Origin of the sequence: Kribbella sp. NPDC058693, assembly GCF_042715335.1 — a bacterium.
Classification (GTDB): domain Bacteria; phylum Actinomycetota; class Actinomycetes; order Propionibacteriales; family Kribbellaceae; genus Kribbella; species Kribbella jiaozuonensis.
In genome coordinates this window covers 878,435-903,174 of sequence record NZ_JBHXSQ010000004.1, presented here as the reverse complement: position 1 = coordinate 903,174, position 24,740 = coordinate 878,435, and the positions used below count along the sequence as shown (strand labels likewise).

General features: G+C 68.0%; 25 protein-coding genes. 13 read left to right on the top strand and 12 right to left on the bottom strand.

Going from position 1 to position 24,740, the window contains the following annotated elements:
- Nucleotides 1-24: 24 nt before the first annotated feature.
- The 4 genes from ACFWUU_RS30725 (at nucleotide 25) to ACFWUU_RS30710 (ending at nucleotide 6,418) form a co-directional block, all read left to right on the top strand.
- Nucleotides 25-369, top strand: a complete 345-nt coding sequence (locus ACFWUU_RS30725) for a DUF485 domain-containing protein (RefSeq protein WP_137252138.1) — start codon at nucleotides 25-27, stop codon at nucleotides 367-369.
- A 17-nt stretch (nucleotides 370-386) separates the two neighbouring features.
- Complete coding sequence (locus ACFWUU_RS30720) at nucleotides 387-2,003, top strand: cation acetate symporter (protein ID WP_380181781.1); 1,617 nt, start codon at nucleotides 387-389, stop codon at nucleotides 2,001-2,003.
- A gap of 183 nt (nucleotides 2,004-2,186) precedes the next feature.
- Nucleotides 2,187-5,759 carry a discoidin domain-containing protein gene (locus ACFWUU_RS30715; RefSeq protein ID WP_380180658.1) on the top strand — a complete coding sequence of 1,191 codons (3,573 nt, stop codon included), beginning with the start codon at nucleotides 2,187-2,189 and terminating at the stop codon, nucleotides 5,757-5,759.
- Nucleotides 5,760-5,905: 146 nt separating this feature from the next.
- Nucleotides 5,906-6,418 carry a hypothetical protein gene (locus ACFWUU_RS30710; protein WP_380180657.1) on the top strand — a complete coding sequence of 171 codons (513 nt, stop codon included), beginning with the start codon at nucleotides 5,906-5,908 and terminating at the stop codon, nucleotides 6,416-6,418.
- A gap of 156 nt (nucleotides 6,419-6,574) precedes the next feature.
- On the opposite strand, the gene ACFWUU_RS30705 is transcribed toward ACFWUU_RS30710, so the two are convergent.
- The 3 genes from ACFWUU_RS30705 to ACFWUU_RS30695 all read right to left on the bottom strand — a co-directional run bounded on the left by ACFWUU_RS30705 (nucleotide 6,575) and on the right by ACFWUU_RS30695 (nucleotide 9,430).
- Nucleotides 6,575-7,003: a MarR family winged helix-turn-helix transcriptional regulator gene (locus ACFWUU_RS30705; RefSeq protein WP_380180655.1), complete on the bottom strand. Its 429-nt coding sequence runs from the start codon at nucleotides 7,001-7,003 to the stop codon at nucleotides 6,575-6,577.
- A 53-nt stretch (nucleotides 7,004-7,056) separates the two neighbouring features.
- Nucleotides 7,057-8,898, bottom strand: a complete 1,842-nt coding sequence (gene asnB, locus ACFWUU_RS30700) for an asparagine synthase (glutamine-hydrolyzing) (RefSeq protein WP_380180653.1) — start codon at nucleotides 8,896-8,898, stop codon at nucleotides 7,057-7,059.
- 91 nt (nucleotides 8,899-8,989) lie between these two features.
- Complete coding sequence (locus ACFWUU_RS30695) at nucleotides 8,990-9,430, bottom strand: hypothetical protein (RefSeq protein WP_380180651.1); 441 nt, start codon at nucleotides 9,428-9,430, stop codon at nucleotides 8,990-8,992.
- 50 nt (nucleotides 9,431-9,480) lie between these two features.
- On the opposite strand from ACFWUU_RS30695, the gene ACFWUU_RS30690 reads away from it, so the two are divergent.
- Both ACFWUU_RS30690 and ACFWUU_RS30685 read left to right on the top strand, forming a co-directional pair.
- The gene (locus tag ACFWUU_RS30690) at nucleotides 9,481-10,200 is read left to right on the top strand and encodes a methyltransferase (RefSeq protein ID WP_380180649.1); all 720 of its coding nucleotides are present in this window, start codon (nucleotides 9,481-9,483) and stop codon (nucleotides 10,198-10,200) included.
- Nucleotides 10,197-10,703, top strand: a complete 507-nt coding sequence (locus ACFWUU_RS30685) for a hypothetical protein (protein WP_380180647.1) — start codon at nucleotides 10,197-10,199, stop codon at nucleotides 10,701-10,703. Before ACFWUU_RS30690 ends, ACFWUU_RS30685 begins: the two co-directional genes overlap by 4 nt.
- Before the next feature lie 71 nt (nucleotides 10,704-10,774).
- Here ACFWUU_RS30685 and acs read toward each other — a convergent pair whose 3' ends face one another.
- On the bottom strand, nucleotides 10,775-12,709 hold the full coding sequence (gene acs, locus ACFWUU_RS30680) for an acetate--CoA ligase (protein WP_380181779.1): 1,935 nt from the start codon (nucleotides 12,707-12,709) through the stop codon (nucleotides 10,775-10,777).
- A gap of 260 nt (nucleotides 12,710-12,969) precedes the next feature.
- On the opposite strand from acs, the gene ACFWUU_RS30675 reads away from it, so the two are divergent.
- Nucleotides 12,970-13,113, top strand: a complete 144-nt coding sequence (locus ACFWUU_RS30675; RefSeq protein WP_380180645.1) for a hypothetical protein — start codon at nucleotides 12,970-12,972, stop codon at nucleotides 13,111-13,113.
- 2 nt (nucleotides 13,114-13,115) lie between these two features.
- On the opposite strand, the gene ACFWUU_RS30670 is transcribed toward ACFWUU_RS30675, so the two are convergent.
- Nucleotides 13,116-13,562, bottom strand: a complete 447-nt coding sequence (locus ACFWUU_RS30670) for a MarR family winged helix-turn-helix transcriptional regulator (RefSeq protein WP_380180643.1) — start codon at nucleotides 13,560-13,562, stop codon at nucleotides 13,116-13,118.
- A 165-nt stretch (nucleotides 13,563-13,727) separates the two neighbouring features.
- On the opposite strand from ACFWUU_RS30670, the gene ACFWUU_RS30665 reads away from it, so the two are divergent.
- Nucleotides 13,728-14,402 carry a sugar isomerase domain-containing protein gene (locus ACFWUU_RS30665; RefSeq protein ID WP_380180641.1) on the top strand — a complete coding sequence of 225 codons (675 nt, stop codon included), beginning with the start codon at nucleotides 13,728-13,730 and terminating at the stop codon, nucleotides 14,400-14,402.
- Nucleotides 14,399-14,950, top strand: coding sequence for an AAA family ATPase (locus ACFWUU_RS30660; protein ID WP_380180639.1), 552 nt, complete (start codon nucleotides 14,399-14,401; stop codon nucleotides 14,948-14,950). Before ACFWUU_RS30665 ends, ACFWUU_RS30660 begins: the two co-directional genes overlap by 4 nt.
- A 650-nt stretch (nucleotides 14,951-15,600) precedes the next feature.
- Here ACFWUU_RS30660 and ACFWUU_RS30655 read toward each other — a convergent pair.
- Complete coding sequence (locus tag ACFWUU_RS30655; RefSeq protein WP_137252129.1) at nucleotides 15,601-16,359, bottom strand: GntR family transcriptional regulator; 759 nt, start codon at nucleotides 16,357-16,359, stop codon at nucleotides 15,601-15,603.
- Between the two features lie 202 nt (nucleotides 16,360-16,561).
- Here ACFWUU_RS30655 and ACFWUU_RS30650 point away from each other — a divergent pair, with 202 nt between their 5' ends.
- The 4 genes from ACFWUU_RS30650 to ACFWUU_RS30635 all read left to right on the top strand — a co-directional run bounded on the left by ACFWUU_RS30650 (nucleotide 16,562) and on the right by ACFWUU_RS30635 (nucleotide 20,217).
- Nucleotides 16,562-17,509, top strand: a complete 948-nt coding sequence (locus tag ACFWUU_RS30650; RefSeq protein WP_380180637.1) for a glutathione S-transferase family protein — start codon at nucleotides 16,562-16,564, stop codon at nucleotides 17,507-17,509.
- A 92-nt stretch (nucleotides 17,510-17,601) separates the two neighbouring features.
- Complete coding sequence (gene nhaA, locus ACFWUU_RS30645) at nucleotides 17,602-18,816, top strand: Na+/H+ antiporter NhaA (RefSeq protein WP_380180635.1); 1,215 nt, start codon at nucleotides 17,602-17,604, stop codon at nucleotides 18,814-18,816.
- Between the two features lie 52 nt (nucleotides 18,817-18,868).
- Nucleotides 18,869-19,312 (top strand): phage holin family protein, encoded by a 444-nt coding sequence (locus tag ACFWUU_RS30640; RefSeq protein ID WP_380180633.1) that lies wholly within the window; start codon nucleotides 18,869-18,871, stop codon nucleotides 19,310-19,312.
- A gap of 80 nt (nucleotides 19,313-19,392) precedes the next feature.
- Nucleotides 19,393-20,217, top strand: coding sequence for an alpha/beta fold hydrolase (locus tag ACFWUU_RS30635; protein WP_380180631.1), 825 nt, complete (start codon nucleotides 19,393-19,395; stop codon nucleotides 20,215-20,217).
- Here the strand turns inward: ACFWUU_RS30635 and ACFWUU_RS30630 are convergent.
- Genes ACFWUU_RS30630 through nth form a run of 6 tightly spaced genes read right to left on the bottom strand, consistent with a single transcriptional unit; the run spans nucleotide 20,174 to nucleotide 24,650 of the window.
- On the bottom strand, nucleotides 20,174-20,869 hold the full coding sequence (locus ACFWUU_RS30630) for a hypothetical protein (RefSeq protein ID WP_380180629.1): 696 nt from the start codon (nucleotides 20,867-20,869) through the stop codon (nucleotides 20,174-20,176). The two genes, ACFWUU_RS30635 and ACFWUU_RS30630, sit on opposite strands and share 44 nt — an antisense overlap.
- Before the next feature lies 1 nt (nucleotide 20,870).
- Entirely contained in the window at nucleotides 20,871-21,365 is a 495-nt protein-coding gene (locus ACFWUU_RS30625; protein ID WP_380180627.1) for a SigE family RNA polymerase sigma factor, read from the bottom strand.
- Between the two features lie 42 nt (nucleotides 21,366-21,407).
- Nucleotides 21,408-22,580 (bottom strand): MarP family serine protease, encoded by a 1,173-nt coding sequence (locus ACFWUU_RS30620; protein WP_137252121.1) that lies wholly within the window; start codon nucleotides 22,578-22,580, stop codon nucleotides 21,408-21,410.
- On the bottom strand, nucleotides 22,577-23,281 hold the full coding sequence (locus ACFWUU_RS30615; RefSeq protein WP_380180625.1) for an NUDIX hydrolase: 705 nt from the start codon (nucleotides 23,279-23,281) through the stop codon (nucleotides 22,577-22,579). The genes ACFWUU_RS30620 and ACFWUU_RS30615 overlap by 4 nt, the downstream gene beginning before the upstream one ends.
- A complete protein-coding gene (locus tag ACFWUU_RS30610; protein WP_233714439.1) occupies nucleotides 23,278-23,877 on the bottom strand; it encodes a TlpA disulfide reductase family protein in 600 nt (199 codons plus the stop codon). The genes ACFWUU_RS30615 and ACFWUU_RS30610 overlap by 4 nt, the downstream gene beginning before the upstream one ends.
- Nucleotides 23,874-24,650, bottom strand: coding sequence for an endonuclease III (nth, locus tag ACFWUU_RS30605; RefSeq protein WP_137252119.1), 777 nt, complete (start codon nucleotides 24,648-24,650; stop codon nucleotides 23,874-23,876). The genes ACFWUU_RS30610 and nth overlap by 4 nt, the downstream gene beginning before the upstream one ends.
- Nucleotides 24,651-24,740: the final 90 nt, after the last annotated feature.

The window sequence follows — 24,740 nt, the reverse complement described above, 5'->3', positions numbered from 1 at the left end:
CGTGTCCGGGCAAAAGGGGATCTGATGGACGACCAGGCGGTGCGCGAGCGGGATGCCCGTGCATACGAGGCTGTGTACGAAGCGGCCGATTTCACCGAGCTGAAACGGCGCTACAAGAACTTCGTGGTGCCGTGGACCATCACCTTCATGGCCTGGTACCTGGCGTACGTCGCCTGCAACAACTGGGCCCGCGGCTTCATGAGCCACCGGATCGGCGGCAGCCACATCAACGTCGCGCTGATCTTCGGCCTGCTGCAGTTCGTGTCGACATTTGTGATCGCCGCGCTGTACGGCCGGTTCGCCAACCGGAAGCTCGACCCGCTGGCCCACGGCCTGAACGCCAAGTACAAGAGGGAGCGCCGCCGGTGAACTCGCTTCTCATCCCGATGGCCACCGAGCCCGGCAACCGGGCCCTGACCATCTCCCTGTTCACCGCTGTTGTTGCCGTGACGCTGTACATCACCTGGTGGGCGTCCAGGCAGAACAAGACCGCGGCCGACTACTACGCCGGCGGCCGCAACTTCAGCGGCGCGCAGAACGGCCTGGCCGTCTCGGGCGACTACATGTCCGCCGCGTCCTTCCTCGGCATCTCCGGCCAGATCGCCCTCTACGGGTACGACGGCTTCCTGTACTCGATCGGCTTCCTGGTCGCCTGGCTGGTCGCGCTCCTGCTGATCGCCGAGCTGCTGCGGAACTCGGGCCGCTTCACGATGGCCGACCAGCTCGCGTTCCGGATGAAGCAGCGGCCGGTCCGGACGGCGGCCGCGACCTCGACGATCGTGGTGTCGATCTTCTACCTGCTGGCCCAGATGGTCGGGGCCGGCTCGCTCGTCGGGCTGCTGCTCGGCGTGAAGAGCGAGGGTCTGAAGGCCGCCGTGATCGTCCTGGTCGGCGCGCTGATGATCATCTACGTGACGATCGGCGGCATGAAGGGCACCACCTGGGTGCAGATCGTGAAGGCCGTGCTGCTGATGGCCGGCACCGTCGTGATCACGTTCCTGGTGCTGCTGAAGTTCCACTTCAACCTCTCGGACCTGCTCGGCGCGGCGGCGACGAAGTCCGGCCACGGCGAGTCGTTCCTGCAGCCCGGGTTGCTGTACGGCAAGGACCTCACCGGCCAGATCGACTTCCTGTCCCTCGGCCTCGCGCTGGTCCTCGGTACGGCGGGCCTGCCACACATCCTGATCCGCTTCTACACGGTGCCGGACTCGCGGGCCGCGCGGCGCTCGGTGCAGTGGGCGATCGGCCTGATCGGCGTGTTCTACCTGATGACGCTGGCTCTCGGGTTCGGCGCGGCGGCGCTGCTCGACACCGGCAAGGGTTCGGCGGTGGCCGAGTCGAAGGGCAACGTCGCGTCGCCGCTGCTGGCGGAGGCCGTCGGCGGTGGTGCCGGATCGATCGGCGGGGCGATCCTGCTGGCGCTGATCGCGGCGGTCGCCTTCGCGACGATCCTCGCGGTGGTCGCCGGGCTCACGCTGACGTCGGCGTCGTCGTTCGCGCACGACCTCTACGCGAACGTGATCGCGAAGCAGAAGCCGTCGGAGAAGAGCGAGCTCCGGGTGGCGCGGTTCGCCGCGATCGGGATCGGCGCGGTGGCGATCGCGCTGGCGATCCCGGCGCAGAAGCTGAACATCGCATTCCTGGTCGCACTGGCCTTCGCGGTCGCGGCCTCGGCGAACCTGCCGGCGCTGCTCTTCAACCTGTTCTGGAAGCGGTTCAACACTTCTGGCGCCGCATGGAGCATCTACGGCGGCCTGATCTCCGCGGTCGTCCTGGTGGTCTTCTCGCCGGTGGTGTCGGGCAAGCCGACGTCGATGATCACCGGCGCCGACTTCGCCTGGTTCCCGCTGTCGAACCCGGGCATCGTGTCGATCCCGCTCGGCTTCCTGTTCGGCGTCCTCGGCACGTACCTCGGCCGGGACAAGTCCAGCGAGGAGCGGTACAAGGAACTCTCGGTCCGCGCGCTCACCGGTGCCGGCGCGGAAGGTCCCGCCAAGCACTGACGCTGCTCCCGATGGCCCGGCTCGCTCTGTGCGAGCCGGGCCTTTCGTCGTTGATGAACCGTTGACGGCTGCGTAGCGGTGCCGTAACAATGAGCCATCGCCGCGCAAGAAATGAGCAAGTCAGCGAAAGTTTTGGACTCCAGCGCGGCAGCTCTTCCCTGACCCGCCCACCAGGAGAGGCCCATGCGTATTCCGAGATGGCGGTTGCTGACCGCCTTGCTGGCTGCGAGTCTCGCGGCGGCACCACTCGTCCGACCGGTACCGGCCGCGCAGGCCGCCGTACTCGCCGGACCCAACCTCGCCGCCGGCAAAGCCGCCTCGGCCAGTAGCAGCACCCAGACCTACGTCGCGTCGAACGTGACGGACAGCAACCAGAGCAGCTACTGGGAGAGCGCGAACAACGCGTTCCCGCAGTGGGTCCAGGTCGACCTCGGCTCGTCGGTCGCGACCAACCAGGTCGTGCTCAAGCTGCCGACCGCGAACTGGGGCGCCCGCGACGAGACCCTCGCGGTCCAGGGCAGCGTCGACGGGCAGAACTTCACCGATCTGTCCGCGTCCGCGGCGCGCACGTTCAGCCCGCCGAACAACACCGTGACGGTCAACTACGGCACGGCGACCACGCGGTACGTCCGGATCCGGATCACCGCGAACACCGGGTGGCCGGCCGGGCAGCTGTCCGAGCTCGAGGTCTACGGGCCGGCGACCGGTGACACCCAGGCTCCCACCGCCCCGGGCGGCCTGGCCTTCACCGAGCCCGGCTCCGGACAGATCCGCCTCACCTGGAACGCCTCGACCGACAACGCCGGCGTTACCGGGTACGACGTCTACGCCAACGGCCAGCTGAAAACCAGCGTGACCGGGCTGACGTACACAGACAACCAACCGGCCAATGTTTCGGTGTCGTACTTCGTCCGAGCAAAGGATGCTGCTGGCAACCAATCGCCGAACAGCAACACCGTCACCCGTAACGGCAGTGGCGGACCGGGTAGCAACCTCGCGCTGCACAAGCCGATCACCGCGTCCGGGTACACGTTCACGTACGTGCCGGCGAACGCGAACGACGACGACGTGACGACGTACTGGGAGGGCAACGCCAACCCGGCGACGCTGACCACGCAGCTCGGCTCGAATGCGGATCTCAGCTCGATCGTGGTCCGGCTCAACCCGGACTCGGCCTGGGGACCGCGGACGCAGACGTTCTCGATTCTCGGTCGCGAGCAGAGCTCGTCAACGTTTACGACGATCGTTGGCTCCGCTGCGTACAACTTCAGCCCGTCGGGCGGCAACAGCGTGACGATCCCGGTGAGCGCGCGGGTGGCCGACGTACGGCTGAACTTCACCGGGAACACCGGCGCGCCGGCCGGGCAGGTCGCTGAGCTGCAGGTGCTCGGCGTACCGGCTCCGAACCCGGATCTCACCTTGTCGAACGTGTCCTGGACACCGACGTCTCCGGTGGAGACCGACGCGATCACGGTCCGCGCGACGGTGAACAACGGCGGTACGGCGGGCTCCGCGGCGACCGACGTGAACTTCTACTTCGGCGACACCAAGGTCGGTACGGCGGCGGTCGGCGCGCTCGCGGCCGGGGCGTCGACGACGGTCAGCGCGTCGATCGGCACGCGCGACGCCGGGTCGTACTCGTTGAGCGCCAAGGTCGACGAGGCCAACACGGTGATCGAGCAGAACGACGGGAACAACACCGCGAACGCTTCCGGGCCTCTTGTGGTGACGCCGGTTGCGAGCTCGGACCTGATCGCGTCGGCGGTCAACTGGACGCCGGGCAACCCGTCGGCAGGCAACTCCGTCGCATTCTCGGTTGCTTTGCGCAACCAGGGCAGTGTCGCCTCTGCGTCTGGTGCGCATGGGATCACGCTGACGGTGCTGAACGGGTCCTCCGTGGTCACGACGCTGACTGGGTCGTACAACGGTGCGATCGCGGCCGGTGCGACCACTCCTGCTGTTGCTCTGGGCAACTGGACGGCGGCGAACGGGCGCTACACCGTGCGGGTCGTGCTGGCCGACGACGCGAACGAGCTGCCGGTGAAGCGGACGAACAACACCAGCGAGCGGCCGCTCTTCGTCGGTCGTGGTGCGAACATGCCGTACGACCACCTCGAGGCAGAGGACGCCTCGGTCGGCGGCGGTGCGACCGTCATCGGGCCGAACCGGACCATCGGCGATCTGGCCGGCGAGGCTTCCGGCCGGCGCGCGGTGACGCTCAACTCGAACGGCTCGTACGTCGAGTTCACCACGCGGGCATCGACGAACGCGCTGGTCACCCGGTTCTCGATGCCGGACTCCGCCGGTGGCGGTGGCCAGAGCTCGTCGATCAGTGTCTACATCAACGGCAGCTTCGCGAAGACGTTGCCGCTGACGTCGAAGTACGCCTGGCTGTACGGCGCGGAGGCGTCGCCGAACAACTCGCCCGGATCGGGGCCGGCGCGGCACATCTACGACGAAGCCAACCTGATGCTCGACCAGACGTATCCGGCCGGGACCAGGATCCGGCTGCAGAAGGATCCGGCCAACAGCACGACGTACTCGATCGACTTCGTCGACACCGAGGCCGCGACTCAGGTTGCGAACCCCGGCGCCGGATTCGTGACGCCGGCCGGGTTCTCCCAGCAGGACGTGCAGAACGCACTCGACCGGGTGCGGCAGGACAGCACGCTGCAGGGTGTCTACCTGCCGGCCGGTGACTACGACACTTCGTCGAAGTTCCAGGTGTACGGCAAGGCCGTCAAGATCGTCGGGGCCGGACCCTGGTTCACCCGGTTCCACGCGCCGACGACGCAGGACAACACCGATGTCGGATTCCGGTCCGAGGCATCGGCGAACGGGTCGACGTTCAGCGGATTCGCGTACTTCGGCAACTACACGTCGCGGATCGACGGACCCGGGAAGGTGTTCGACTTCTCCGGTACGGCGAACATGACCATCGACAACATCTGGGTCGAGCACATGGTCTGCATGTACTGGGGCTCGAACACCGACACGTCGACGATCAAGAACTCGCGCATCCGGGACACGTTCGCCGACGGCATCAACATGACGAACGGATCGTCCGGGAACACCGTCAGCAACAACGACGCCCGCTCCACCGGCGACGACAGTTTCGCGCTCTTCAACGCCACCGACAACGGCGGCGGGGAAGTGCGGGACAACGTCTTCGAGAACCTGTCCGCGGCGCTGACCTGGCGGGCCGCCGGGTTCGCGGTGTACGGCGGGACGAACAACATCTTCCGGAACCTGTACGCGGCGGACATGCTCACGTACCCGGGGATCACGATCAGCTCGCTGGACTTCGGCATTCCGATGAACGGATTCGGTGCGACCCCGCCGACCGTCTTCCAGAATGCTTCGGTGGTGCGGTCCGGCGGGCATTTCTGGGGTAATCAGGCATTCCCCGGGGTGTGGATCTTCTCGGCCTCGAAGATCTTCCAGGGGATTCGCGTGAGTGATCTCGATATCGTCGATCCGACGTACAGCGGGATCATGTTCCAGACCAATTACGTCGGCGGCCAGCCGCAGTTCCCGGTCGCGGATACCGTCTTCACCAACACGACAATCACCGGAGCCCGCAAATCCGGCGACGCCTTCGACGCCAAGTCCGGCTTCGGAATCTGGGCCAACGAACTCCCAGAACCCGGCCAAGGCCCAGCCGTAGGCTCCGTCACCTTCAACAACCTAACCCTCTCCAACAACGCCAAAGACATCCAAAACACAACCACAACCTTCACCATCAACCGCAACTAACCCAACAGGAGCCGCCGGAGGACTCACCCCTCCGGCGGCTCCATTTCAATCTGCCCCAACCTGCCCCGAGATGCCCCGGTGTCATTCCCTCAGGCAGCTCCCGACACGTGTGAACGTCGAACCTTGCCACTCAACAGGGCGGGGAGATGCCAACCCACGTGTTCGTCGACGAGAACAAGACCCGGGGATTCCTGATGGTTGCCGCTCGGTGCCCATCAGGTGATGTCGCGGTCAATCGCAAGGCTCTTCGCGGGCTGCTCCTGCCTGGACAGGAGCGTCTGCATTTCAGGCACGAGACCGATGCACGCCGCAAGCAGATCCTTGACGTCATCGCAGGGCTACACCTGCTGGTCGACATCTATGCGACCGAGCGAGAGACGCTCGCTAACAGGCGCCGCTGTCTCGAGGCGATCGTCCGCGATGCGGCAACTGACGCCGAGCGGCTCGTGATCGAGCGGGACGAGTCGACCATCGCGCGGGACCGGGAGACGCTGCACGCCGCGTGCCGGCGCTTCGAGTGCTTCGAGCTGCGGTGGGAGCTGATGGTGCCGAAGCTCGATCCGCTGCTGTGGGTGCCCGATGCCGTCGGCTGGGCGTGGGCCCGCGCAGGACACTGGCGCCGCACTGTCGCGGCGTTCAGTGGCCTGCGCGACCTCTGAAGAAAGCGCGAGACCCGGCTCACCGACCGTCCGGATGGCTGCCGGGTCCACTTCAAGGGACTCTTCTGTCCACGAGCAAGATCAACTGTAGCCGGAAGTTGTGGGTCGGCGAGCGGATTTTCCTATCTGCCCCTGGATGCCCCTGGAAACCCTGGCCTACAGGTCTTTGGTTATTCGGGAGAGGGCTTGGCCGGCTTTGAGGACCAGGGCTCGGTCTTGGTCGTCGAGGCGGTTGAGGAGGTTGGAGAGTTCGTCGGCTGCCTGCTGGCCGGACGCTTCTACGGTGGCGGCGCCGACCTCGGTGAGGACGACGGCGGTGGCGCGGCCGTCGACGGGGTCCGGCTCGCGGCGTACCAGGCCGGCTTGTTCCAGCGCCGCGACCGTGGTGGTCGCGGTGGGTTGGGAGCACGGGACCCGGCTGGCGATCTCGCCGATCCGGATCGGTTGCTCGTCGGCGATCAGCATCAGCGCCAGGAACTGCGTCGGGTGCATGACCGTGGTGGTCCTGCTCCGGCGCAGGTGCCTGACGATCCGGTGCATGCTCACCAGGAGTAGCAGAGTCTCAGCCGCCGCCATGTGCGCCATGTGGATCACCTCCGTCGGGAAGCGCCATCCTGGCACAGGCAGCCAAACAACTCCTACAACGAGAGCCTGATATCTGGGTGATAAACGTCAATCCAGGTCGCCAGCGACAGCGTTTGCTCCAGCTGCCGCCGCCCCGCCCCCTCCGCCGACCGGGCCAGCTGATCGGCCCGCTCGCGGTCCACCAGCTCGAACACCGGATGCCGATCGGCCACCAGCTCACGGACCTGCCCCGCCAGCGCCTCGACGTACGCCGGATCCTGGGTCTGCGGGTACGGCGACTTCCGCCGCTCCACCACCGACCGCGGCAGTACGTCGCTGGTCGCCGCCCGCAGCAGGCTCTTCTCGTGCCCGTCGAACGTCTTCATCGACCACGGGGTGTTGTAGACGTACTCCACCAGCCGGTGATCGCAGAACGGCACCCGCACCTCGAGCCCGACCGCCATGCTCATCCGGTCCTTCCGGTCGAGCAGGATCCGCACCATCCGGGTCAGGTGCAGGTAGCAGACCTTCCGCATCGCCCACTCGTCGTCCGACTCCCCCTCGAGCCGCTCGATCTCGCCCACGGCCTCGGCGTACCGGTCCCGCAGATGACCGCCGAGATCGAGCTGCCGCAGCACGTCCTTCCGTAGGACGTTGACCTGGCCGGCCTGTCGTCGCGACAGCGAGTACGCGATCCAGGGGAACATCGGCCGGTTCCGGACCTCGGGGTCGTGGAACCACAGGTACCCGCCGAACACCTCGTCCGCCGACTCGCCCGACAGCGCGACCGTCGACTGCTCGCGGATCGCCGCGAACAGCAGGTACAGCGAGTTGAAGATGTCACCGCCGATCGGCCCGTCGTTCGCCCGGACCACCTTCCGCCGGATCTCCGGATCGGTCAGTACGGCGTTGTCCAGCACGATGTCCGAGTGCTGCGAATGCACCAGATCCGCAACGTCGTGCACGTACGGCGTGTCCGGCGTACCGCGGAGCTCGGTCGGCTGGAAGTTCTCCTCCTGCCCGACGAAGTCGACCGCGAAGCTGCGGACCTTCTTCCCCTCCTCCGCCAACTGCCCGGCGGCGAGCGCCGTGATCGCGCTCGAGTCGAGCCCGCCCGACAACAGCACACACCGCGGTACGTCGGCCACCAGCTGCCGCCGCGTGATGTCGTCGAGCAGTTCCCGGATATGCGCGACCGACGTGTCCTGGTCGTCGGTGTGCCGCCTGGTCTCCAACCGCCAGTAGACGTTGCGACGGATGCCGGCACGATCGACCGTGACGACAGTGCCCGGCTCGACCTCGAACATCCCCGCCCACAAGGACTTGCCGGGCGTCTTCGACATCGTGAACAGCTCGCGCAGACCCTCGGCCTCGACGACGGCCGGTACGGCGGGGTTCGCCAGGATCGCCTTCGGCTCGGAACCGAACAGCACCCCGTCCGCGGTCGGGTAGTAGAAGAACGGCTTGATGCCCATCCGGTCGCGGACCATCACCAGGGTCTCGGTCCGCGGGTCCCAGATCGCGAGCGCGTACATCCCGTTCAGCCGTTCCGCGAACGCAGTACCCCACTCGGCGTAGGCACGGAGCACGACCTCGGTGTCCGAGTCGGTCGTGAACGCGTGCCCGCGGCGGCGGAGCTCGTCGCGCAGCTCGGTATAGTTGTAGACCTCACCGCTGTACACCATCCCGAGCGTGATCGTGCGCCCCTCGTGGACGACGTCGGTGGTCATCGGCTGCTCGCCGCCGGGGAGGTCGATGACGGCGAGTCTGCGATGCCCGAGTGCGACGTGCGGCGAGTACCAGGTGCCCCTCGCGTCCGGCCCGCGACACGACATCGTCTCGGTCATCGCGTCGACGACCTCCCGCTCCGCGCCGAGATCCTGCCGGTACGCCACCCACCCGGTGATGCCACACATACGGTCGCTCCTCGTCCCTCGAGAGATGCATTCCCACCCAATGTATTTCTCGCAGGGAGTGACACAAGCGCTCGTTTGGGTGAGCAAACTCTCAGAGGTGTACTGCGACCACGCCGAGCGCGAACGCCAGTCCCGCCAGCCCGAGCATCGTGGTCGCGAGGATGATCAGCCAGCGTTGAAGCGCCGGCAGCTCGGCCGCGGTCGCGAAGACACGCTGCGGCCAGTGGCGCCAGGAGACGTACCAGAAGATGGCTGTTGCGATCAGCAACAGCAGGCCCTTCACCGCGTGGATCCACCAGTGGTCCCGGTTGATCGCGAGCATCGCGCCGCCGGTGAGCGCGATCGCGGCGATCAGGCCGATCACCTTCCAGCGGTTGCCTGAGGCAATGACTGCGGTGAGCTGCTCGCGACCGTCCTGGTCGGTCCCGAAGTACCGCTTGAGCTTCGGCTGCACGACGAACAGCGAGTACGCCATCCCGCCGACCCACGCCGCCGCCAGCCCCGCGTGGATGATCGCAAGCACGGCTGTCATGCCACGAAAATAGGTCACGTCCGGGTGCACCCGGCTTATAGCCTCGCGGCATGGATCCGTGGCAGACGTTGACGACCGCATACGAACAGTCCCGAGTCCGTGAGGATTCGCTCGACCAATTGATGGAATGGGACGCCCAGCGCTCGATGATCGGCTCGGTGGCGGGCAAGGCCGTCCTCGATGTCGGCTGCGGGAACGGCGGCAAGGCCGTCGAGTTGGCCCGGGAGTACGGCGCGGCGTCGGTGGTCGGCGTAGACGTCGGCGCGCAGTTCGTGACGCCGCCGGACGACGTCGACGTCACGTTGCTCACCGGCGACCTCTCCACGCTCGACGAGATCGAGGCGCTCGAGGGCCGGCGGTTCGATTTGGTGGTGTTCCTGCAGTCGCTCGCGTACGCCCGGGATCGTGACCGCACGCTCCGCGCGGTGCGGTCGCTGCTGACCGAGGACGGCGTACTCGTCGTCTCCATGGCCCACCCGATCCGCTGGGCCGTCGAACGCTCGGAGCGGGAGGGCATCGGGCTCGGGGAGGCGTACCACGCGGTCGGTCCGTATTCGTACCCGTCGCTGTGGGACCGGGACGTGACCATCACCCACACAACCGACACGTTCTCGTCGATCCACAACTCCTTGACCGACAACGGATTCGTGGTCGAGCGGGTACTCGAGCCGCAACTGTCGGAGGAGAAGCAGCAGCGCTATCCCCACAAACAGGCCTGGCTCGCCCAACACGTCGGCATCATCATCTTCCGCGCCCGGCCGTCGGCGTGAACATCCAGGTCCTCCATCGAAGCGGCCAGTGGTGTCCTGGGCGGCGAGTCGATGATGTCGTCGCGTACGACGTCCGCATCCTGCCCAAGTACCAGGTCGCCGGCCGCCCAACCGTCGACCGCAGCTACCTCCTGTTAAACGAAGGCATCCAACTGACAAAGCCGGTTGTCTTCGAGGGCCCGGTCGAGGGCTGGTGGTACGTCGACCTCGTAGACATCTCACACACCGACGAGGGCTTGGTCGTCCACGACATGTACATCGACTTCCTCATCCCACCCGCACTGGACCGCTACCAACTCCTAGACCTCGACGAATTCGCCGACGCCCTCCAATCCGGGAAGTTGTCTCCCACCCAGTCCGCCACCGTCCTCACCCAAACCCAGACCTTCATCAACCACTACCTCCGCCGCCCAGAGGAAGGCCCGAACGGCCCCACCCGCCAGTTCCCCCCACCCGCAGTCACAGCCCTCGAACAACTCCCAAGCTTCCTAGCACCCAGGTAGTCACCCGCGGGGGCAGACGACAGCAGACCCCCGGCAAGTGCCGGGGGTCTGCTGCGGAGTACTTGGACTGGTCAGTCTTCGTCGGACTTGCCGGCGGCGAGGTTGGTTTTGATCAGGTCCATGACGGTGGAGTCGGCGAGGGTGGTTACGTCGCCTACCTCGCGGTTTTCGGCTACGTCACGGAGGAGGCGGCGCATGATCTTGCCGGAGCGGGTCTTGGGGAGTTCGGAGACGACCATGATCTGGCGGGGCTTGGCGATCGGGCCGATTTCCTTGGCTACGTGGTTGCGGAGTTCCTGGACCACGTCGGGGCCGCCGTCGCCCGCCTCGGAGCGGAGGATGACGAAGGCCGCGATCGCCTGACCGGTGGTCGGGTCGGACGCACCGACGACGGCCGCCTCGGCCACCTTCGGGTGCGAGACCAGAGCCGACTCGATCTCGGTCGTCGACAACCGGTGACCCGACACGTTCATCACGTCGTCGACGCGGCCGAGCAACCACAGGTCGCCGTCCTCGTCCTTCTTCGCGCCGTCGCCGGCGAAGTACACGCCCGGGAAGCGCGACCAGTACGTGTCGACGAAGCGCTGGTCGTCGCCCCACAGCGTCCGGAGCATCGACGGCCACGGCTTGGTGATAACCAGGTAGCCGCCCGACCCGTCCGGCACCGAGTTGCCCGCGTCGTCGACGACGTCCACGTTCACGCCCGGGATCGCCCGCATCGCGGCGCCCGGCTTACCAGCGGTCACGCCGGGCAGCGGCGAGATCATGTGCATACCGGTCTCGGTCTGCCACCACGTGTCGACGACCGGCGCCTTGTTCCCGCCGATGTTCTCCCGGTACCAGATGTACGCCTCGGGGTTGATCGGCTCGCCGACCGACCCGATCACCCGCAGTGTCGACAGGTCGAACTTGGCCGGGATGTCCGCGCCCCACTTCATGAACGTCCGGATCGCGGTCGGCGCGCAGTACAGGATCGACACCTTGTACTTCTGCACGATTTCCCACCAGCGGCCCTGGTGCGGGGTGTCCGGCGTGCCTTCGTACAGCACGGACGTGGTCGCGTTCGCGAGTGCGCCGTACACGATGTAGCTGTGGCCGGTGACCCAGCCGATGTCGGCGGCGGTCCAGTACACGTCGGTGTCCGGCTTGAGGTCGAACACACCCCATTGCGTGTACGCCGTACCGACCAGGTAGCCGCCCGTCGTGTGCAGGATGCCCTTCGGCTTGCCCGTGCTGCCGGACGTGTACATCACGTACAGCGGGTGCTCGGCGTCGAAGGCCTCCGGCGTGTGGTCCGCGGACTGCTTGCCGACGAAGTCCTCCCACCACAGGTCGCGGCCCTCGACCATCTCGGTGTCCTGACCGGTGCGCTTCACGACAAGCACGTTGCGTACGTCGGGGCAGTCCACCAGCGCGGCGTCCACCGCGGGCTTCAGCGCCGCCGCCGCGCCCCGGCGATAGCCACCGTCTGACGTGATCACGATGCGGGCGTCGCAGTCCAGGATCCGGTCCTTCAGCGCCTCGGACGAGAAGCCGCCGAAGATGACCGTGTGCGGGGCGCCGATCCGGGCGCAGGCGAGCATCGCGACCACGGTCTCGGGGATCATCGGCATGTAGATCGCGACGATCTCGCCGGCCTGGACGTTCAGCTCGAGCAGCGCGTTGGCCGCCTTGCTGACCTCGTCCTTGAGCTGCGCGTACGTGATCTCGCGGGTGTCACCGGGCTCGCCCTCGAAGTAGTACGCGACCTTGTCGCCGAGACCGTTCTCGACGTGGCGGTCGACGCAGTTGTACGCCGCGTTCAGCTTGCCGTCGGCGTACCACTTGGCGAACGGCGGGTTGCTCCAGTCCAGCGTCTCCGTCGGCTCGGTGGCCCAGGTGATGCGCTTGGCCTGCTCGGCCCAGAACCCCTCCAGGTCGGCCGCGGCCCGCTCGTACGCGTCGGCCTTGAGGTTGGCGTTCGCGGCGAGCTCGGCGGGCGGCTCGAACCGGCGCTCCTCGTGCATCAGGTTCGACAGCGCCTCGGACTGGGCCTCGGGCTTGGGTGACTCTGCATTCGTCACGTCGACGACTCCTCATCGCTGGCTTCGGCGCGCCGGCGCGCCCGGCTACCTTTCTACCAACGCTCACCCTGCCACGGAACCGGGGTATCGCCGAGTCGTTTCGAATCTGCGCCGAACAGGACCGATTCCGGGCCCGGCGGAGCAGAAATTCCGGCGTACGGCGGAACCATCGCGCCGGTCCGCGCATCGGACACCATGTGAACGTGATGCAGACCGACTCCCAGCCGACCCCTGTGACCGAGGAACGCCGGAAGATCTCCCGGGCCGCGCGCCGCCGGGTTCACGCTCGTGAGCTGCGCGTACGCCGTACCCAGCGAGCGGCTCGCGCCCAACTGCCGGACGTGTAGGCCTACAGCTCCTGGTGATAGCCCAGCAGCTTGGTCAGGATCGTGGTCAGCCGGGCACGATCGGTGGCCGAGAGCGGCGCGAAGATCTCCTCCTGCGCCTTACCGACCAGGTTCGTCAGCCGCTTGTACTGCCGCTTGCCGGCCGTGGTGATCGTGATGATGTTGCGTCGGGCATCGGCCGGGTCCGGGCTGCGTTCGACGTACCCGTCGCCCTCCAGCTCGTTGAGCGCGGCAACTACGTCGCTGCGGTCGATGCAGCTGCGCCGACCGAGCTCTGCCTGACTGGCCGGGCCGAACTCCACCAGCGTCGCGAGCAACCGGAAGTGGTACGCCCGCGCACCCCCGGCGGCGAACGACTCGGTGACGATCCGGTGCGCCTGGGCCGCGCTCTGGGTCAGCAGCCAGCTCGGCAACTGAATCAGGGCGGTCGGAGTCTGCTGCTCGTCCACCTGGGCAGTCTATGGGGCGAGAGGTCCGCCATCCGTGATCTCAGCGTTGGCCGCACCCACGATTCGCCTGCCGGCGTCGTTGCGCTGAGCAAGATTCCGGGGCCAGGAATAGTGGTCTAGTCGGGGTGCTCGCGGGCTCTGGGGCGCGGGCGATAGGTTCGGCGTATGGCTGGGGCTGAGGAGTACTTCGGTAAGGCGTTGGCGATCGCGCAGCAGGCGGCCGAGACGCAACTCGGGGCGATCCGGGTGGCGGCCGGGCTGGTCGCGGACGCGCTCGCCGGCGGGAAGCGGTTCTGGGTGTTCGGGACGGGGCACAGCCACGCGCTGGCCGAGGAGGTTTACGGGCGAGCCGGCGGGCTGGCCGACGTACGGGCGATCCTCGAGCCGGGGCTGATGCTGCACGAGGGGTTGCAGAAGAGCTCGCTGCTCGAGCGGCTGCCCGGTCTGGCCGCGGTTCTGCTGGAGATCAACCAACTGGAGTCCGGCGATGTCGTACTGATCGCGTCGAACTCCGGGCGGAACGCCGTACCGGTCGAGTTCGCTCTGGGTGCACGGGAGCGGGGTGCGCAGGTGATCGCGCTGACGTCCTTGGCGCACACCACGGCGACGACGTCCCGGGTGCCGGGTGGCCAGCGGTTGTTCGAGACTGCGGATGTGGTGATCGACAACTGCGGCGTACCGGGTGACGCGCTCATCGAGGTGCCCGGTTCCCCCGAACGCACCGGCGCCACATCGACGATGATCGGCGCGATGCTCCTCCAGGCGCTGACCGTGGAGGTCGTTGCCCGTCTGGCGGAGCGCGGCGAGACCCCGAACGTTCTCCGGAGTCTGAACGTATGAAGCAGTTCCTTCTGCAGATGTCCGGCATTCCCGGGGCCGGCAAGTCGACCGTCGCGCGGCAGGTCGGTGCGCGGTACGGCGCGATCGTCGTCGATCTCGACGTCATTCGGAGCGCGGTCCTGGACGGCGGCGTTCCGGTCGAGGCGAGCGGGCGGGCCGCGTATCCGGTCATGTTTGCGCTCACACGCGATCTACTGGACCAGGGCGTGAGCGTGGTGATGGACAGCCCGTGCGGGTACGACGAGATCCTGGCGACGGGCCGGGAGATCGCTGAGGAGCGGGGTGCTGCGTACAAGTACGTGGAGTGCTGGACGGAGGATCTCGCACTCATCGACAGCCGCCTCCGAGACAGACCCACCCTCCGCAGCCAACGTCGAGCAGTCGGCGAACATGCGGTCGACGCAGGCGGCGCGGACACGGACGGCGAACAACTGTTCCGCGAGTGGATCCAACGGACGAAACGCCCGACTGACGGCTACCTCCAAGTGGACGCAGCAAAGCCGATGGACCTGATCCTGGACGAGGTCTCGAGGTACCTGGAGACGTAAGCCCCCGCGTGCTACGCGCCCGCCCCCGGGCTTATCGCCCGGAGTGTCCTTTCCGGCTATCGCCGGGGTTGGCGGCTGCCGCCGCGGTTTGCTCGCTGTCGCTCGCAGGTGACTGCGTTTGGTCGGCGTCTGCTCGTCGTGCGGCTACTCCGAGTGGGTGCTGGTCAGCCCCGCGAGCTACGTCGCCGCCCGCGGGTCGCGCTGCCTCGCTCGTTGACTGCCTGCTGGCGGTGCCCGTTCGTGGTTGTTCAAGCAGCCGCGCATCAGCTCAAATGCGCGGGGCTGCGAGCGACGCAGTCGCCCAGCGTGCATGACCATGTCGAACCGCTGACGTTGTCCCGCAAGGCTTCGGCAGCCGGGTCAAACGATCTACGTCCAAGATCCGCGCGAGCATGACGGGTGAATCGGCCATCACCTCCACGGCGACGCCCGGCCTACGCAGTCACACGCGAGCGAAAGCGAGCGCACCGCGGGCGGCAGCCCGCAACTCGCCGGCGATAGCCGGCAACACCCGGCGATAGCCGGAAAGGACACTTCCGGGCGATAAGCCCGGGGGCGGGTGGGCAGCGCGCGGAGCTGCCGCGCCGAGGAGCGGAGCGACGAGAGGCGGCTGCGAAGCACGCGGGGGTTGACCGCAGTACCCGCAGAAATCAGGTGGCGCGGTAGGCGACGGTGATGTCGTAGCGGTCCGACCTATACACCGATCGGCCGAATTCGATGACCTGGTCGGTGGCGGTGCGGGGGGCCACGGTGATGATGAGGCACGGGGTGGAGTTGTCGATCTCGAGGAGTTCGGCGTCGCCGGGTTCTGGTGGGGCGGCGACGATCGAGGCGGAGACCATGCCCAGCGTCACGCCGTACCGGGTGGAGAGTTCGGTGTAGAGCGACTTCTCGGCGAAGTCGATCTCGTCGAGGCCGGGGTAGCGCTGCAGGGACAAAGCCGTGCGTTCGATCGCCATCGGGTCGCCGTCCGCGGTGCGGAGCCGGACCAGGTGCAGGACGGGAGTGCCGATCGGCTCTTCGAGCTCGCGGGCGAGGTCCTCGTCGGCGGCACCGACGCGGTGTTCGAGGACCTTGGCGCCGGGCTGGATGCCGCGGTTGATCATGTCCTGGGTGAAGGACGAGGCGAGCATCCGCGACGGGCGCGGTTCGGCGACGAAGGTGCCGCCGCCCGGGCGGCGGTTGGCCAGGCCCTCGGCCACGACCCGGTCCACTTCCTGCCGGACCGTCATCCGGGCCACGCCGAAGCGCTCGGCCAGGACGCGCTCGGACGGCAGGACGGTACCGACGGCCAGCGAGCGGGTGAGGTTCTCCAGAATCTCGCGAATCTGGTCACCCTTCGGACGATCGGTCCGCAGCTCCGTAGGGAGCTCGGCGAGATCGCCGGGGTTGTTCCGTGGGCGGGCCATGAGCTCAAGTATCCCTGGGAATCTGCCCGGCAAACCGGTTGCCGGGGTACGCGGACCGCGGTGTGTCTTACCGCGCAAGACGCCCGGCGACCACGCTGCCCCGGGACGACCTTGTCAGCCCGACTGTAACGTCCAGTGCCGCCTTACGGCCAGTGACCATCCACAGCCTCAGCCAATTCCCAGCAGGGGTAGTTTTGTCGTTATGACCCCGGGACAGTTCGTGCAGGAGACGTCGTCGGCCGGTGAATGGAAGCGGCAGGGCAACAGATTCACCGGGCGGATCACGCGGGACTCGACGTCGGCGCCGGGCGAGGGTCCGGACGACCAGGGTCGCTGGCCGGTCGAGCCGGGGCGGTACCGGCTGGTCGTGAGCCTGGCCTGCCCGTGGGCGCATCGGTCCGTCATCGCCCGCCGGCTGCTCGGCCTGGAGGACGCGATCAGCCTGGCGATCGTCGACCCGATCCGCGACGAGCGCGGCTGGCGGTTCACGCTCGACCCGGACGACACCGACCCCGTTCTCGGTATCAAGTTCCTCTCCGAGGCGTACCGGCGCACAGACCCGACGTACGACGGACGCGTGACCGTGCCCGCGATCGTCGACACGTTGTCCGGCGACGTGGTCACGAACGACTACCCGCAGATCACGCTCGACCTCTCCACCGAGTGGACCGACTTCCACAAGCCGGGCGCGCCTCAGCTGATCCCGCCGGATCGCGCGGAGATGGACGTGCTGATCGACGAGATCTACCGCGACGTGAACAACGGCGTCTACCGCTGCGGTTTCGCGACCAGCCAGGAGGCGTACGAGGAGGCGTACGACGCCCTGTTCGCGCGTCTCGACGTACTCGAGGAACGGCTCGCAGACCGTGAGTACCTGCTCGGCGACACGCTCCGCGAGGTGGATATCCGGCTGTTCACGACGCTCGTCCGCTTCGACGCGGTGTACCACGGCCACTTCAAGTGCAACCGGCAGAAGCTGACCGAGTTCCCCAACCTGTGGGCGTACGCGCGCCGGCTGTACCAGCTCCCGGGCTTCGGCGAGACGGTCGACTTCGACCAGATCAAGCGGCATTACTACGTCACCCACACCAACATCAACCCGACGGGCATCGTCCCGAAGGGTCCCGATCCGCGCGTCTGGATCAGCTAGCAAAGCGCACGCGACCCGGTAGAATCGGCTACTGGGTGTGCCGGGAAGTCTGGTCGGCGTCCGTCCGACCGACCCCGAAATGAAGGGCCGACATGAGCCAGCACCCGCGGATCCGGCAGAAGAAGCGCGCGTTCCCCCGCATCCTCGGGCGCGAACGGGCGTTCCTCGCCGACACGCTGCGTGCTGAGACCACCGGCGGGTTGTTGTTGCTCGCGGCCACTGTCGTCGCGCTGGTCTGGGCGAACTCTCCGTGGCAGGACGCGTACCACCACGTCCGCGACATCCAGCTCGGCCCGCTGACGGTCGAGGCGTGGGCGTCGGACGGGGCGCTGGCGTTGTTCTTCTACCTGGCCGGTGTCGAGCTGAAGCGCGAGCTCGTCGTCGGCACGTTGTCGAAGCTCAACGAGGCCGTCGTACCGGTGGTCGCGGCGATCGCCGGAATGGTGCTCCCGGCAATCATCTACCTGACCACCAACCTGGTCTCGGACGACGGCAAACCGCACGGCTGGGCGGTGCCGACCGCGACCGACATCGCGTTCGCGCTGGCTGTGCTCGCGATCGTCGGCTCGTCGTTGCCGAGTGCGCTGCGGGCGTTCCTGCTGACGCTGGCCGTGGTGGACGACTTCGGCGCGATCCTCGTGATCGCGGTGTTCTTCTCGCACGGCTTCCACCTGCTCTCGCTGCTCGCCGCAGTCGTCCTGATCGCGCTCTGGTACTTCCTCCAGCGACGCCGCGTCCGTACGCCGTTCCTCTACGTACCGATCGCACTCGCGACGTGGTGGTTCATGCACGAGTCCGGGATCCACGCCACGATCGCCGGCGTCGCGCTCGGGCTCGTCACCCGCGTCGTCGCGGATCCAGGCGAGGAGCACGCGCCGGCCGAGCGGATCGAGCACAGGCTGCGGCCGTGGTCCGCGGGTGTCGCCGTACCGGTGTTCGCACTCTTCGCCGCGGGCGTGACGCTGAGCGGGACCGCCATACGGCAGATGCTGACCGATCCCGTTGCGATCGGTGTGGTCGCCGGGCTGCTGGTCGGCAAATCCGTCGGGGTGTTCGGTGGGTCGTGGTTGACCGCGCGCTTCACGCGGGCCGAGCTGAACTCCGACCTCGCCTGGCGCGACGTCGCCGCGGTGTCCGTGCTGGCCGGCATCGGTTTCACGGTCGCACTGCTGATCGCCCAGCTCGCGTTCGGATCGGATGCGGCCCAGGTCGAGCGCGCCAAGGCCGCCGTACTGGTTGCCTCGGTGCTGGCCGCATTGATCGCCGCGCTCCTACTGGCTCGCCGAAACCGCGCGTACGCCGATTGACCGCGGGTACGGACTGTAGTGTCGGGGCACGGACGTGTGGGAAGGAGTTGCGATGTCGATGGGGCAGAACGGGGACGAGCCCACGGTCGGCCAGCTTGTCGCGAACGCCAGCAAGGAACTGTCCAGCCTGGTCCGCGGTGAGGTCGAGCTCGCCAAGACCGAGCTGAAGAAGACCGCGGTCGCAGCCGGGACCGGCGCCGGGTTGTTCGCGGCGGCCGCGTTCCTGGCGCTGCTCGCGGTCATCCTGCTGAGCATCGCCGCGGCGTACGGACTGACCGCGGCCGGCCTGCACCCGGCCATCGCGTTCCTGATCGTGGCCGGGGCCTTCCTGCTGATCGGCGCGATCCTGCTGTTCATCGGGATGCGGGCGCTGAAGAGCGCTAAGGGCCCGGAGCGGACGATCGAGACCTCGAAGGAGTCGGTCGAGGCGCTCAAGGCGATCGGCAAGGGCGACGGGGAGCACGCAGCCCTGCCTGAGTCGGGCGTACGGCGCTGAGCCCGGCGGGAGTCGTCGATCTGCTGGTCGACGGCCCCTGGTCGCACTCGCTCGTCGCGGCCAACGGGGCCCGGTTCCACGTGGCGGAGTGCGGCGCGGCGGACGACCCGCTCGTCCTGTTCCTGCACGGCTTTCCCGAGTTCTGGTGGGCCTGGCGACACCAACTGCCGGTGATCGCGGCCGCCGGTTACCGCGCGGTGGCGATGGACCTGCGCGGGTACGGCGCCAGCGACAAGACGCCGCGCGGATACGACCCGTACACCGCAGCAGCTGACGTCTCCGGCGTGATCCGCTCGCTCGGCGCGACCGACGCGGTCGTGGTCGGGCACGGTTGGGGTGGATTCATCGGCTGGTCGGCCGCAGTACTGGCGCCCCGGCAGGTCCGCGGGCTGGCTGCGGTGTCGGCGCCGCATCCGCTCGTGCTGGCCCGCTCGGGCCGGGCCAAGGCGTTGAGCCGGACGGCGTGGTTCCAGCTACCCGTCTTTCCGGAACGGCGATTGCTCGCTCACGACGGCATCCACATCGAGGGCCTCCTCCGCGCCTGGGCCGCGCCGGACGGCGCCTTCCCCGACGCCGAAGCGTCACGCCGCTACCGCGCGGCACTCCAGGTGTGGCCGGCGCCGCACTGCGCCCTCGAATACCACCGCTGGTTCGCGCGCTCGCGATTGCGCCCAGACGGTCGCAAGTACTCGTCCCGGATGCGTACGCCGGTCGCCGCACCCGTCCTGCAGGTCAACGGCGCCCAGGACTCCGCCATCTCCCCGACCACGTCCACCCCGGCCGGCCTCGTCACCGCGCCCCTACGGGACGAGCTCATCGCCCCAGCCGGCCACTTCCCTCACGAGGAAACGCCGGACCTGTTCAACAGGCTCGTCGTGGACTGGTTGAAGTCTTTTCCGGCGTAGGACAGCCGCCGAGGGGCTCGACGCCGGTCGGATAACCGATCGTTCCGGTGACCTTCCAGACGCCGTCGACCCTCTCGATGCGGTACTTCGGCAGGTAGCCGCGACCGCAGTCGTAGAAGATGCTGACGGCAACCTCCTGGTGATCGCCCTTGTCGACGATCGGACCGACCGAGATGCTTGCCACGCGCCTACCGTCGCAGGCAGTTCCGGAGTCTCGCCCGTTCCAGACCACCGGTGCGACCGGCGCGACCACCTGCTCGATCCGCTTCCGGTCCTCCGCAGTGAACTTCACGACGGGGGGCGGGGTCGCCCCCGACGGGAGGGTCCACGGCCGATCCCCCGGCCCGGACACCTCGATCGACTGCCATCCGCCGGCCGGGGCGAACTGACGCGCGATGGCGACGATAGCGGCGCCCCAGATGTCGCCCGGCTCGGTGGCGGCCGCCACCGGCGGCGCAGGATCCGGTCGGTCGGCACGATGGACGCCGTACAGAACGCCGGCAAGTACGGCGAGGATCGCGGCGGCCGCGAGCAGGATCGGGCCGGGGTGGCGGCGTTTCGTCGCCTCAGGCAACTGACGGACCAAGGTCTCCCGGTCCGCGAAGGTTTCGCGGAGGAGGTCGCCGAGCTCCTCATCGGTCAGCTTGGTCATCTCAGGCCTCCTCTTCGGGTAGCCGGTCGCGAAGCGTTGCCAGGGCTCGGGCGGCGTTGGAGCGAACGGTGCCGGGCGTGATACCCAGAACCTCGGCGATCTCCGCGTCCGGCAGATCCTCGTAGTACCGAAGGACCAGGACGGCGCGTTGTTTGCGCGGCAAGCCGGCCAGCAGTCGCCAGGTGGCGTCGCGCTGGGCCTGGCGGGCGCTGAGGTCCTCGCTGGTCGGCTGCTCGATCGGCTCGGCGAGCGGTACTTCGTTGTTCTTCAGCAGCCGGCGCCAGCTCAGGAACTCGTTGACCACCATCGTCCGCAGGTAGGCCTCAGGATGTTCGAGCGCGCTGATCTGCTCCCACCGGCGATGTGCCCGCGCGAGGACCGTCTGGACCAGGTCCTCTCCGGTGTGCACGCTCCCGGTCAGCATCAGCCCGAGCCGCAGCAGCCGCTGCTGACTCGACTGCACCAGCTCGTCGAAGGGGAGCGCCCGAGTTGTCACCGCCACACCCCTTCAACGCGATGACCACTCCGTCCTGCTGCATCAGGTGCAGGACTGGGTGGAAACCTCTTGAGTGGCGCTGGTGCCGGTGCGGGCGTCGGTGGAGACCTGTTCGGCGGTGAGGACGTAGCCGGTGCGGTTGTCCTCGACGGAGGCGGCGAAGACGACGCCGTACACGGTGCCCTTGGCCGACAGCAGCGGGCCGCCGGAGTTGCCGGGCCGGACCGAGGCCCAGATCGAGAACGCGTCGCGGGTGACCGTCTTGTCACCGTAGATGTCCGGGCCTCGGAGCCGTTCCTCGGAGCGGATCCGGGCAGGCTCGGAGTCGAACGGACCGTTCTCCGGGTAGCCGAGCACGACCGCCGAATCGTCCGCCTTGCCGGTGGAGTCGAAGGTCAGCGGCTGCTCTTTCAGGTTCGGCACGTACAGCACCGCGATGTCGGTCTCGGGGTCGAACACGACGACCCTGGCGTCGTACTTCTTCCCGTTCACCTCGACCGACGGCGAACTGACACCGGCCACGACGTGTGCGTTCGTCATCACCCGCTGCGGCGCGTACACGAACCCGCTGCCCTCGAGACCGCGCGAGCAGCTCGCGACCCCGGTCACCTTCGCGATCCGGGTGTACGCCGACCGCACCGGCTGCTGCCGCGCGATCGCGCTGTCCGGCGGCTGCGTCTCGCGGATCCGCTCCGGGACGAACGGGTCGAGGAACCGCGGGAACAGATCGGTGTTGACCACGTCGTTGAACGACTGCAACGCCCGGTCCGCACTGTTCGGCAGGAACTCGTCGACCTTCGCCAGCACCTGCGACCCGCGGACCGCCGACGTCACGCTCGGGATCCGCGCCCCGCTCACCGCGACGCCGAGCACCCAGGCCACGATCAGCACCGACGCGGCCGCCAGTGCGGCGCCGCCGAGCGCGTCGAGGAAGCGGATCGGTTTCCAGGACAGTCGATTGCGCACTCTGGTGCCGACCATCGCTCCGAGCATCCGCCCGAGTGCGGCCAGTCCCACCACCAGCACGAGGGCAGCGAACGACACCGTCACGCTCGGTGAGAAGTGGTCCAGGATCCTGGGGACACCCCAGACGCCGATCGCGGCGCCGCCGAGCAGGCCGAGCGTGGCGCACGCCCCGAGTACGAATCCTTCGACGTACCCCGAGATCGCCACCAGTGCCGCGGTGCCGAGCACCGCCCAGTCGAGCCAGCTCATTCCACGCCTTCCGACTTGTCCCCGTGCCTCCGCCAGGCCGCCTCGACCAGTCGGTCGGGCAACGGTACGACGACCGAGGGGTCCCAGTCGCGGCGCCATCCGCCGAGGAGCAGCAATTTATCCAGCAACCCGGCGGTGAAACCCCAGATGTAGAGGTCGCCGACGACGAACGCCGGGCCGGTGAAACCGGACGGGTGCAGGCAGCTGATCCGGTTCGCCGGGTCGGCGAGCGCGCTGATCGGCACCTCGTGCACGGACGCGACCTCGGCCGGGTCGACCACCACGACCGGCGACGGCTCGCGCCACCAGGCCAGCACCGGCGACACGCCGAAGTTGCTCACCGGCACCCAGAGCGCCGGCCAGATCGAGAACGGTACGACGCCGGCCGGGTCCAGCCCGGTCTCTTCCTCGGCCTCACGCAATGCGGTCCGGACCAGACCCTCGTCGCCGGTCCCGTCCTCGGGATCGGCTCCCCCGCCCGGGAACGCCATCTGCCCGGCGTGGCTGCGCAACGTCCAGGCCCGCTCGGTCAGCAGCACTTCGGGACCATCGTTGCCATCAGCAAGCAAGATCAGGACGGCGGACTTCCGCACCGACGGATCATCCGGCGGCAGGAACCGGGACAACTGGCTCGGGTCGACGTCGTCGGACGCCTTCGCCAACGGCCGCAGCCAGTCCGGGATCTCCACGTCGAAGGTCATCGCGCGTGATCCTCCACCAACTGGTCGAGCTGCTGCTGCGACGTGAGTACGCCGCGATGCACGAAGGCAACCGCGCCGTCCTTGTCGATGAACGCGGTCAGCGGCGGACCGCCGATCTTCAACGCGCGCTGGATCGCCTTGTCCCGATCGACGACGTGCGGGTACGTCAGCCCTTCGTCGGCCGCGAACTTCACCGCCAGCTCCGGCCGCGGGTCGTCGTAGTCGATCCCGAGCATCTTCACGGTCCCCGCCTTCGCGAGGTTGGCCAGGTACGGCGCTTCGTCGCGGCACGGACCGCACCACTGCGCCCACACGTTGATCACGAGCGGACCGCGGAGGTCAGCGAGCCGGATGTCGGGGCCGCTGCCCAGACACGGCAGGCTGACATCCGGGAGGCCGTTGGTCGTCGGAGGTTTCGAGGGCGTCGAGGGACAAGCCGTCAGCTTGTCGGCGCCAGCGACCGGGGGCGTGCTGGAAGCGGCTCCCGGCTTCTCGGTGCCGCAGGCAGCCAGCAGGATCGCGAGCGCGACGCCCGTCGCCGTACAGACCAGTGGCAGGCGGCGGGACGTCGTACGCGATCGTGCCGGGAGGTTCACGCCGGGACCTTCACCAGCTTCGCGGCGACGTCCGGGTCGGTCGGGCCGGTGCCGTACGACGGGCACCACTGGGCGATCGGGCAGGCGCCGCAGGCCGGCTTCTTGGCGTGGCAGCGGCGGCGGCCGTGGAAGATCAGCCGGTGCGACAGCATCGTCCAGTCCTTCTTCGGGAAGAGCTCGCCGATGATGTGCTCGACCTTGACCGGGTCCTCCTCGGCGGTCCAGCCGAACCGGCGGACCAGACGGCCGAAGTGCGTGTCGACCGTGATCCCCGGGATGCCGAAGGCGTTGCCGAGGACCACGTTGGCCGTCTTCCGGCCGGTGCCCGGGAGCTTGACCAGCTCGGTCAGCTTGCCGGGCACGATGCCGTCGTAGTCGTCGACGAGGGCCTGGCCGAGCTTCATCACGCTGTTGGTCTTGGCCCGGAAGAAGCCGGTCGGCTTGAGGATGGCCTCCATCTCGTCCCGGTCGGCCTCGGCGTACGCCTGGGCCGACGGGTACTTCGCGAAGAGCGTCGGGGTCACCCTGTTGACCGTGACGTCGGTGGTCTGGGCCGACAGGATCGTGGCCACCAGCAACTCGAGCGGAGTGCTGAAGTCCAGCTCGCAGTGGGCGTCCGGATACGTATCGGTGAGCACCTTGTGCATTTTGCGGGCCCGCCGGACCAGCTGGGTGTGGGTCTCGTCGACGAACACCGGGGCCTTGCGGGGGAGGTTCAGCGAGACCGTCGGGAGGGCTCCCGGGACTGGTTCCGCGACACGCGGGGATGGCATGGAGGCAAGCCTACGTGGCGGTGCCGACACCGGAGGGGCTACGGTTTTGTGGCGACCGGGTGTGAACGGCCCGGTGCCGGACGGGGCAGA

Excerpts from the sequence above, each read along its gene's own strand:
- ACFWUU_RS30725 (WP_137252138.1), top strand. The coding sequence starts at position 25 with ATGGACGACCAGGCGGTGCGCGAGCGGGATGCCCGTGCATACGAGGCT.
- ACFWUU_RS30720 (WP_380181781.1), top strand. The coding sequence starts at position 387 with ATGGCCACCGAGCCCGGCAACCGGGCCCTGACCATCTCCCTGTTCACC.
- ACFWUU_RS30715 (WP_380180658.1), top strand. The coding sequence starts at position 2,187 with ATGCGTATTCCGAGATGGCGGTTGCTGACCGCCTTGCTGGCTGCGAGT.
- ACFWUU_RS30710 (WP_380180657.1), top strand. The coding sequence starts at position 5,906 with ATGCCAACCCACGTGTTCGTCGACGAGAACAAGACCCGGGGATTCCTG.
- ACFWUU_RS30705 (WP_380180655.1), bottom strand. The coding sequence starts at position 7,003 with ATGGCGCACATGGCGGCGGCTGAGACTCTGCTACTCCTGGTGAGCATG.
- asnB (WP_380180653.1), bottom strand. The coding sequence starts at position 8,898 with ATGTGTGGCATCACCGGGTGGGTGGCGTACCGGCAGGATCTCGGCGCG.
- ACFWUU_RS30695 (WP_380180651.1), bottom strand. The coding sequence starts at position 9,430 with ATGACAGCCGTGCTTGCGATCATCCACGCGGGGCTGGCGGCGGCGTGG.
- ACFWUU_RS30690 (WP_380180649.1), top strand. The coding sequence starts at position 9,481 with ATGGATCCGTGGCAGACGTTGACGACCGCATACGAACAGTCCCGAGTC.
- acs (WP_380181779.1), bottom strand. The coding sequence starts at position 12,709 with ATGCACGAGGAGCGCCGGTTCGAGCCGCCCGCCGAGCTCGCCGCGAAC.
- ACFWUU_RS30665 (WP_380180641.1), top strand. The coding sequence starts at position 13,728 with ATGGCTGGGGCTGAGGAGTACTTCGGTAAGGCGTTGGCGATCGCGCAG.
- ACFWUU_RS30660 (WP_380180639.1), top strand. The coding sequence starts at position 14,399 with ATGAAGCAGTTCCTTCTGCAGATGTCCGGCATTCCCGGGGCCGGCAAG.
- ACFWUU_RS30655 (WP_137252129.1), bottom strand. The coding sequence starts at position 16,359 with ATGGCCCGCCCACGGAACAACCCCGGCGATCTCGCCGAGCTCCCTACG.
- ACFWUU_RS30650 (WP_380180637.1), top strand. The coding sequence starts at position 16,562 with ATGACCCCGGGACAGTTCGTGCAGGAGACGTCGTCGGCCGGTGAATGG.
- nhaA (WP_380180635.1), top strand. The coding sequence starts at position 17,602 with ATGAGCCAGCACCCGCGGATCCGGCAGAAGAAGCGCGCGTTCCCCCGC.
- ACFWUU_RS30640 (WP_380180633.1), top strand. The coding sequence starts at position 18,869 with ATGTCGATGGGGCAGAACGGGGACGAGCCCACGGTCGGCCAGCTTGTC.
- ACFWUU_RS30630 (WP_380180629.1), bottom strand. The coding sequence starts at position 20,869 with ATGACCAAGCTGACCGATGAGGAGCTCGGCGACCTCCTCCGCGAAACC.
- ACFWUU_RS30620 (WP_137252121.1), bottom strand. The coding sequence starts at position 22,580 with ATGAGCTGGCTCGACTGGGCGGTGCTCGGCACCGCGGCACTGGTGGCG.
- ACFWUU_RS30615 (WP_380180625.1), bottom strand. The coding sequence starts at position 23,281 with ATGACCTTCGACGTGGAGATCCCGGACTGGCTGCGGCCGTTGGCGAAG.
- nth (WP_137252119.1), bottom strand. The coding sequence starts at position 24,650 with ATGCCATCCCCGCGTGTCGCGGAACCAGTCCCGGGAGCCCTCCCGACG.